This window comes from Nocardia elegans NBRC 108235 (genome assembly GCF_001612845.1).
Classification (GTDB): Bacteria; Actinomycetota; Actinomycetes; order Mycobacteriales; family Mycobacteriaceae; genus Nocardia; species Nocardia nova.
Map to the genome: position 1 here is coordinate 94486 of NZ_BDBF01000032.1, position 7114 is coordinate 101599.

General features: G+C 69.4%; 10 protein-coding genes. 4 read left to right on the forward strand and 6 right to left on the reverse strand.

Annotation, left to right across the window (positions count from 1 at the left end):
- The first annotated feature begins 58 nt into the window (after nt 1-58).
- Together rpmB and NE2_RS22625 are read left to right on the forward strand one after the other, a co-directional pair.
- A complete protein-coding gene (gene rpmB / locus NE2_RS22620) occupies nt 59-250 on the forward strand; it encodes a 50S ribosomal protein L28 (protein WP_011210730.1) in 192 nt (63 codons plus the stop codon).
- Nucleotides 251-308: 58 nt separating this feature from the next.
- The gene (locus NE2_RS22625) at nt 309-905 is read left to right on the forward strand and encodes a GNAT family N-acetyltransferase (RefSeq protein WP_106958565.1); all 597 of its coding nucleotides are present in this window, start codon (nt 309-311) and stop codon (nt 903-905) included.
- Here the strand turns inward: NE2_RS22625 and NE2_RS22630 are convergent.
- From NE2_RS22630 to NE2_RS22640, 3 genes are read right to left on the reverse strand one after another with little or no spacing between them, the layout of a single operon-like run.
- On the reverse strand, nt 889-1167 hold the full coding sequence (locus NE2_RS22630; protein WP_063029146.1) for a hypothetical protein: 279 nt from the start codon (nt 1165-1167) through the stop codon (nt 889-891). The genes NE2_RS22625 and NE2_RS22630 overlap by 17 nt on opposite strands.
- Nucleotides 1168-1205: 38 nt before the next feature.
- Nucleotides 1206-1883: a uracil-DNA glycosylase gene (locus NE2_RS22635; protein WP_063015206.1), complete on the reverse strand. Its 678-nt coding sequence runs from the start codon at nt 1881-1883 to the stop codon at nt 1206-1208.
- A 58-nt stretch (nt 1884-1941) separates the two neighbouring features.
- On the reverse strand, nt 1942-2904 hold the full coding sequence (locus NE2_RS22640; protein WP_084494247.1) for a thiamine-phosphate kinase: 963 nt from the start codon (nt 2902-2904) through the stop codon (nt 1942-1944).
- 527 nt (nt 2905-3431) lie between these two features.
- Between NE2_RS22640 and NE2_RS22645 the strand changes: the two genes are divergently transcribed.
- Nucleotides 3432-3965: a DUF3515 domain-containing protein gene (locus tag NE2_RS22645; protein WP_063029190.1), complete on the forward strand. Its 534-nt coding sequence runs from the start codon at nt 3432-3434 to the stop codon at nt 3963-3965.
- Between the two features lie 44 nt (nt 3966-4009).
- Here the strand turns inward: NE2_RS22645 and NE2_RS22650 are convergent, their stop codons facing one another.
- Genes NE2_RS22650 through NE2_RS22660 form a run of 3 tightly spaced genes read right to left on the reverse strand, consistent with a single transcriptional unit; the run spans nt 4010 to nt 6489 of the window.
- Complete coding sequence (locus NE2_RS22650; protein WP_228817830.1) at nt 4010-4306, reverse strand: DUF6191 domain-containing protein; 297 nt, start codon at nt 4304-4306, stop codon at nt 4010-4012.
- 34 nt (nt 4307-4340) lie between these two features.
- Nucleotides 4341-5459: a D-alanine--D-alanine ligase family protein gene (locus tag NE2_RS22655; protein ID WP_063029150.1), complete on the reverse strand. Its 1119-nt coding sequence runs from the start codon at nt 5457-5459 to the stop codon at nt 4341-4343.
- Between the two features lie 34 nt (nt 5460-5493).
- A complete protein-coding gene (locus NE2_RS22660; RefSeq protein ID WP_063029152.1) occupies nt 5494-6489 on the reverse strand; it encodes an NAD(P)H-dependent glycerol-3-phosphate dehydrogenase in 996 nt (331 codons plus the stop codon).
- Nucleotides 6490-6601: 112 nt separating this feature from the next.
- Between NE2_RS22660 and cofC the strand changes: the two genes are divergently transcribed.
- Nucleotides 6602-7114: 2-phospho-L-lactate guanylyltransferase (gene cofC, locus NE2_RS22665; RefSeq protein WP_063909453.1), on the forward strand; the 513-nt coding region annotated here is incomplete at its 3' end.

Here is a 7114-nt window from a genome sequence, read left to right on the forward strand (position 1 = left end):
TTCCGGACAGGCTGTCTCCCCGACAGCGGTCCCCCATGACATGAAGGAGCTCGCGACTATGGCTGCCGTCTGCGACGTCTGCGCCAAGGGCCCCGGCTTCGGTAAGTCGGTTTCGCACTCGCACCGGCGCACCAACCGTCGCTGGAACCCGAACATCCAGACCGTTCGTGCGCAGGTTGCCCCCGGCAACACCCGCCGCATGAACGTCTGCACCTCCTGCCTGAAGGCCGGAAAGGTTGTTCGCGGCTGAGCTGCGTAGACATCTTCGACGCCCCGGCGCACCCACAGGGTGACCGGGGCGTTGTCATGTGGTCACCCGCCGTCATGTCGTCACCCGGCAGGACGCGATGGTGAACCCGCACCGCCCGCGGATCGCGGCGGCGTCCACCGAATACGCCCGTGATCTGGCGATCTGCCATATCGAATCGTGGCGGGAGGCCTATCGCGGCCTGGTGCCCGACCACGTGCTCGCCGCCTTCGACGTCGACCGCCGTGCCGCCCGGTGGGCCGCGCTCATCGCTTCGATCGACGAGAGCGCGGCGGCCGACCGAACGGCCCACACCATCGTGCTGGCCCTCGACGACACCCGCGCCCCCGGCGATCGCGTCCTCGGATTCGCACACGCCGGCCCGCCTCGCGACGAACCGCGCGTCGCCGATCGGGAACTGTATGCGCTCTACGTCCGGGCCGACCGATACGGCACCGGCATCGCGCAGGAATTGCTGCGTGCGATTCTCCTCCCCGACACCGACACCGCGTTATGGGTGTTCGAGGAGAATCCACGCGCCCGGAATTTCTATCGAAAGTTCGGATTCGCCGCTGACGAGGCCCGCCGAATCGAACCGTTCTCCCTGGCGAGCGAGCTCCGGATGATCGCCCGCCGCCCGATTACTGGGCGCCGGTGAAGCAGTCGAGTCCGCCCTGCGCGCTGATGCTCTGGAAGATGCACAGACCGCGCGCATTGACGTTGGACGACAGCGACGACGAACCCGTCTGCGGATCCCACAGGGCCAGCACCGGTCCCGCGTGCTGAGTGGTGGTGACCTCTTCCTGCGGGGTGGCCGGCTCCAGCGGCAGGCCCGCGGCCTGCGCTATCGCGGGTGCGCCGAGAACCGCCGCACCGGCGGCGACGGCGACTACGGCACCGCGCACGGATGTGATCTGCATGCATCTGCTCCTGTTTCGCTCGAACTGTTACGCCGCGGTCAGGGCAAGCGCCAATCGACCGGGGCGGCCCCCAATGTACCGAGCAATTCGTTGGTGCGGGAGAAAGGCCTCGATCCGAAGAAACCGCGCGAGGCCGACAGCGGTGAGGGATGGGCGGATTCGATGATCGGGACATCGCCGAGCATCGGCTTCAACGTCGAGGCGTCGCGGCCCCACAGAATCGCCACCAGCGGCTGCTCGCGGGCCACGAGCGCGCGAATTGCCTGCTCGGTCACCGCTTCCCAGCCCTTGCCCCGATGCGATGCGGGCTGGCCGGGCGAGACCGTCAGCACTCGGTTCAGCAGCAGCACACCCTGATCCGACCACGGCGAGAGGTCACCGCACGACGGGGTCGGATGGCCGAGATCGCGCGAGTACTCGGAGAAGATGTTCGCCAGGCTGCGCGGTACCGGCGAAACATCCGGCGCCACCGAGAAACTCAGGCCCATCGCATGACCGGGGGTCGGATACGGGTCCTGTCCGACGATCAGCACGCGCACCTTGTCGAAGGGGCGGGTGAAGGCACGTAAGACGTTCTCTCCCTTGGGGAAGTATCCGCGTCCGGCGGCATTTTCCGCCCGCAGGAACTCGCCCATCTCGGTGATCCGGTCGGCCACCGGTTCCAATGCCTCGGCCCAGCCCGTATCGATGATCTGCGGCAGTGGTTTCGCGCCCATGTCGGGAAAAGATAGTCGCCGCGGCTCGGCGTCGTCACGCCGCCCATCCGCCGTCGCATCATCGGGCCGCATGCTGTTCGCCCCCTCCGAACGACTCCCAGCCCAGCGGGCCCGGCCACCGCGCTCCGTCGACGAAAACGCCGGAGCCGGTGCACACCCGGCCGATCGCCCGCCAGCCCGGCGGGATCGCGGTACCGGCTCCGAAGGTGGCGGCGAAGGCATGGTCCTCACCGCCGGTGAGTACCCAGCCGAGCGGATCGGCGTGCAGCGCGGCGGCGACCGGCGACAGCGCCGGATCCGCCACGGCCGCCGAGTCGACATCGACCGCCACACCGGAGGATTCGGCGATATGGGACAGATCGGCGAGCAGTCCGTCGGAGACGTCGGTCATCGCGGTGATCCCCATGGCATCCGGCAACTCCAGCACGGCGGAGTACGGCGGTCGCGGAACCCGATGGGCGGCAATCACATCGGCGAACCGCTCGGCGCCGGCAGCACCGGCCGACAGGGCCGCCAGTCCCGCCGCCGACCAGCCGAGCCGGCCGGCGACCGCGACGATATCGCCGTCGCGTGCCCCCGAGCGCAGCACGGTCCGGCCTCGCGGATCTCCGAACGCGGTCACCGAGATCACCACCTGGGGGCTGCGCACCACATCGCCCCCGGCGATCGAGGCCCCGGCCCGCCGCGCCTCCGCCCACATACCGTCGACCAACCCGTCGACGAACGCCACCGGCGTCTCGGCGGGACAGCCCAGCGCCACCACGAACGCGCTGGGCGCGGCACCCATCGCGACGACATCGGCGGCATTCTGCGCGATCGCCTTCGCCCCGATGTCCTGCGGCCGCGACCAGTCCAGCCGGAAATGCCGATCTTGTACGAGCATGTCGGTACTGACCACGTAGCGCCCGGCCGGGGCCGCCACCACCGCCGCATCGTCCCCGGGCCCCAACTCGACGCCACCACCGAACGAACGCCCGGCGTTCATCCGTTCGATCAATGCGAATTCGCCCAGGTCGCGCACGGTGCGCGGGCCGCTCTCGGTGATGTCGATCTCCTTCTTCCCACCCGGTTACGTCACCGGGGACACCACACTCCGACGCTACCCTGTGCCCGGGCAGCCGCACCGATCCGCTGTGGCCTCCCCTCGGGCGCGGCAGCGCCCGGATGCCGCGGGAGCGCGCCGACGGCCGTTCGATACCCTCGAACACGCATTTCCAGACAATCAGCCGGGCGCGACGCCCGCCCGGCACGAGTGGAGACGAATCCCGGATGAGTAGCGAGACGGACCGGCCGACAGCGGACACCCCGCAGCCCGACCGACCGGAGTCCGAGCCCGGCCTGCCGGCCGCGGCCGGTTCGGAACCCGCTACCGACCGGCCCGAGAATTCCGCGCCGACCGCGTCCGAGACCCCCGAGTCCGATGCGGCCGAGTCGTCGAAGTCGCAGCCGGCCGAGTCCGAATCCACCGATCGCGGCGATTCCGACCGCGACGCCTCGTCGGACACCGAATCCACCGCCGAGCAGGCCTCCGACGACTCCGGCCCGCAGCTGCATCCGGCGCTGATCGCGACCGCCGTCGCACTTCCGGTGGCGCTGATCGTCGTCGTCCTCGTCATCGCGGCCATGTCGCGACAGTCCGCCGGTCGCGAGCCGCTGGCGCTGGGCTCGGTACCGGCGCCCGCCGCGTCGAGCCAGGATTGCACCGCCCTGCTGGCCGCACTGCCGGAGTCACTCGGCGACGACTACACCAAATCCGAACTCGCCCAACCGGCTCCGCCCGCGACCGCGGCCTGGCAGTCGCCGGGCGGCGGCGATCCGATCGTGCTGCGCTGCGGCCTGGACCGGCCCCTGGAATTCGACAAGGCGTCCGCCCTGCAGGTGGTCAACGGCGTGAACTGGTTCGAGGTGCGCGATCAGACCAGCGGCGTGACCTCGGGCACCTGGTACGCGGTGGACCGCGGCACCTATATCGCCGTGACCATGCCCGCCAAGGCGGGCCCCTCTCCGCTGCAGGAGATTTCGAACACGATCGCCGAGACCGTGCCGGCGAAGCCGCTCGATCCGAACCCTGTTCCGAACTGAAAGCCGTTGCCGCACAGATCGGCTGGGCCGGGCGGTGACGCGGATCAGGCGCGCGGTAGGCGGGCCCGGCCGGTGCTCAGATCTATCTCCGTCTCACCGGGAGTCCCGTCCCCCGGATTCTCCCGGTGCATGAGAACCGTCTGCCGCTCCTCGAATTCGTGCCGTTTGCCCGCGTCGAACAACGCGTCGAACTGCTCGAATCCGATACCCGCCGCACTCGGCCCGGTGGAATCGCGCATCCACGGCAGCGCGGCGCGGCCGGTCATCTTCCGGTAGCCCACCTCGGCGAAGGCGACCGCGATGATCAGCAGCGCCAACCCGGGCAGAGTCATCGCGAGCATCACCCCACCCAGATTACGCGGGCCGGGCCGCCGCTCAGCGCAGTCCGGTGCCCCGGGTCAATGCCGTCTCGATCAGCGTGGTGATCAGGGTGCGATTGTCGATTCCGGTGGCATCCCACATGCGCGGATACATCGAGATCGAGGTGAATCCGGGCAAGGTGTTGATCTCGTTGATCACCGGTCCGGATTCGGTGACGAAGAAGTCGACCCGAGCCAGCCCCTGACAGTCCAGCGCGCGGAACGCCCGCACCGAAAGCTCCCGGATCTGTTGCGACATATCGTCGTCCAGCTTGGCCGGAATATCGAACTCGCACACGTCGTCGAGGTATTTGGTGTCGAAATCGTAGAATTGCGGTGTGCCGGAAGCGGTTTCGCTCTCGGAAACGTCGTCGCCCGGCATGCGGATCTCGGCGATCACGCTGGCCTGCACCCGGCCGTCCGGGAATTCCAGTACGCCACACTCGACTTCGCGTCCGACGATAGCGGCTTCCACGATCACCTTCGGATCGTGCAGACGAGCCGCGGCGATCGCCGAATCGAGATCGATCCAGTCCTCGACCTTGGTGATGCCGATCGAGGAACCCCCGCGCGCGGGTTTGACGAATACCGGCAGGCCGAGCCGGTCCCGGTCGGCCTCGCTCAGGGTGTCGGTGCCGGGGCGCAGCACCACCTGCGTGCCGACCGGAAGTCCTTCCGCGGCAAGCAGTTTCTTGGTGAACTCCTTGTCCATGCCGGTGGCGCTGGCCAGCACGCCGGGGCCGACGTAGGGCACCCCCGCCAGCTCCAGCAGCCCCTGCAGGGTGCCGTCCTCGCCCCACGGCCCGTGCAGCACCGGAAACACCACGTCGACCACGCCGAGCAACGCTTCGGCGCCGTCGAGCGCGACCAGGGCGCCCGAGCGGCTCGGGTCGGCGGCCAGGGTCAGCACGGTGCCGGCCGAGTCGACCGTGGGCAGCGCGCGTTCGCGAATGGCGAGTGCGCGCGCATCGGCGCCGCTGAGCACCCAGGCGCCCTCGCGGGTGATGCCGATGGGCACCGCCTCGTAGCGTTCGGGATCCAGGTTGGTCAGCACCATGCCGGCCGAAACGCACGACACCGCGTGCTCGTTGCTGCGGCCACCGAACACCACCGCAACCCTGATCCGGTTTGTCATAGTCCGAACCGTACCCCGGCCGGACCGAAATCATTCATTCCGGTTTGATCCGCCGACCGAGTAATTGCCCGACGGCATCGGAAACCGAGAGCCCCTCGTGACAGACCTGGTGCACCGCGGTGGTCAGCGGCATCTCCACATGGTGGGTCTCGGCCAGCGCGCGGATCGAGGTGCACGACTTCACACCCTCCGCGACCTGCCCGTGCGTCGCGTCCTGCGCGGCCCGCATCGACCCGCCTGCGCCCAGCACATGGCCGAAGGACCGGTTGCGCGACAGCGGCGAGGTGCAGGTTGCCACCAGATCGCCGACGCCGGCCAGACCCGCGAACGTGACCGGATTCGCACCCAGGGCCACACCCAGTCGAATGATCTCGGCGAGCCCGCGGGTGATCAGACTGGCGACGGAGTTGTCGCCCAGTCCCATGCCCGCGGCGATCCCGCAGGCCAATGCGATCACGTTCTTGCACGCGCCGCCGATCTCGCAGCCGATCACATCGGTATTGGTGTAGGGCCGGAAATAGCCGGTGGCGCAGGAATGCTGCACCGTCTCCGCACGTGCGGCGTCGGAGCAGGCGACCACGGAGGCGGCCGGCTGTTCGGCGGCGATCTCGCGGGCCAGGTTCGGGCCCGACAGCACCGCGATGCGCCCGGGATCCGCGCCGGTCACCTCCGCGACGACCTCGCTCATCCGCATCAGGGTTCCGGTCTCGATGCCCTTGGCCAGACTCAGCAGCGTCGCATCGGAGCGGATCGCCGCGCGCCAGTGCGCGAGATTGGGACGCAAGGACTGGGACGGAACCGCCAGCACGACGATGTCGGCATCGTCGAGGGCCACCCGGTAATCGTCGGTGGCCGCGATCCCGTCGAGCCACACGTCGGGTAGGTAGGCGGGATTGCGATGTTCGGTCGCCACGGCCTTCGCGATCTCGGACCGTCGCGCCCACATCGTGACCTCGGTACCCGCGTCGTTGAGCACTTTCGCGAATGCGGTACCCCAGGATCCCGCACCCATCACTGCCGCCCTCGTCATCGTTTCAATATGCCACTCGCCGCCGCGCGAGTATCCGGTACTCGGGGGTTCGCGTGTTCGATCGGTCACTGCTCGCAGCCTGCGACCACCCGGAACGTGCGACCATGAACGCATGCGTCCGGATGCCGTCCACGCCGTGATCGCGGTCAAGCACCTCGACCGAGCCAAGAGCCGACTCGCCGACCGATTGCCGGCCGGTGAACGCTCGCGGCTGGTGCTGGCCATGCTGTCGGATACGGTCGCCGCCGCCCTGGCCGCCGGACTGGGCTCGGTCACGGTGGTGACACCCGACCAGCGCGTGGCTAAAGTCGTGCGCGAGCTCGGTGCGACGGTCCATCCGGACCCGTCCGCGCCGGCCCTCGCCGATACACCGGCGCCCGCCGATACCGCACGGCCGCTCGCGGACAGCGACGGCCTGAACACCGCACTGGCCTCGGCCGCCGTCGCCGTGCGCGAGCGCCACGGCGCCGTCGATCTGCTTGCGCTGCAGGCCGATCTGCCGGCCGTGCACGCCGACGAATTGCGATCGATGCTCGCCGCCGCCCCCGGCAGCGGCCGCTCCGTGATCGTCGACCACACCGGCCGGGGCACCGCGGCCCTGCTCGTCCGCGCGGCGGGCCACGCC

Excerpts from the sequence above, each read along its gene's own strand:
- rpmB (WP_011210730.1), top strand. The coding sequence starts at position 59 with ATGGCTGCCGTCTGCGACGTCTGCGCCAAGGGCCCCGGCTTCGGTAAG.
- NE2_RS22630 (WP_063029146.1), bottom strand. The coding sequence starts at position 1,167 with ATGCAGATCACATCCGTGCGCGGTGCCGTAGTCGCCGTCGCCGCCGGT.
- NE2_RS22635 (WP_063015206.1), bottom strand. The coding sequence starts at position 1,883 with ATGGGCGCGAAACCACTGCCGCAGATCATCGATACGGGCTGGGCCGAG.
- NE2_RS22650 (WP_228817830.1), bottom strand. The coding sequence starts at position 4,306 with ATGCTCGCGATGACTCTGCCCGGGTTGGCGCTGCTGATCATCGCGGTC.
- NE2_RS22655 (WP_063029150.1), bottom strand. The coding sequence starts at position 5,459 with ATGACAAACCGGATCAGGGTTGCGGTGGTGTTCGGTGGCCGCAGCAAC.
- NE2_RS22660 (WP_063029152.1), bottom strand. The coding sequence starts at position 6,489 with ATGACGAGGGCGGCAGTGATGGGTGCGGGATCCTGGGGTACCGCATTC.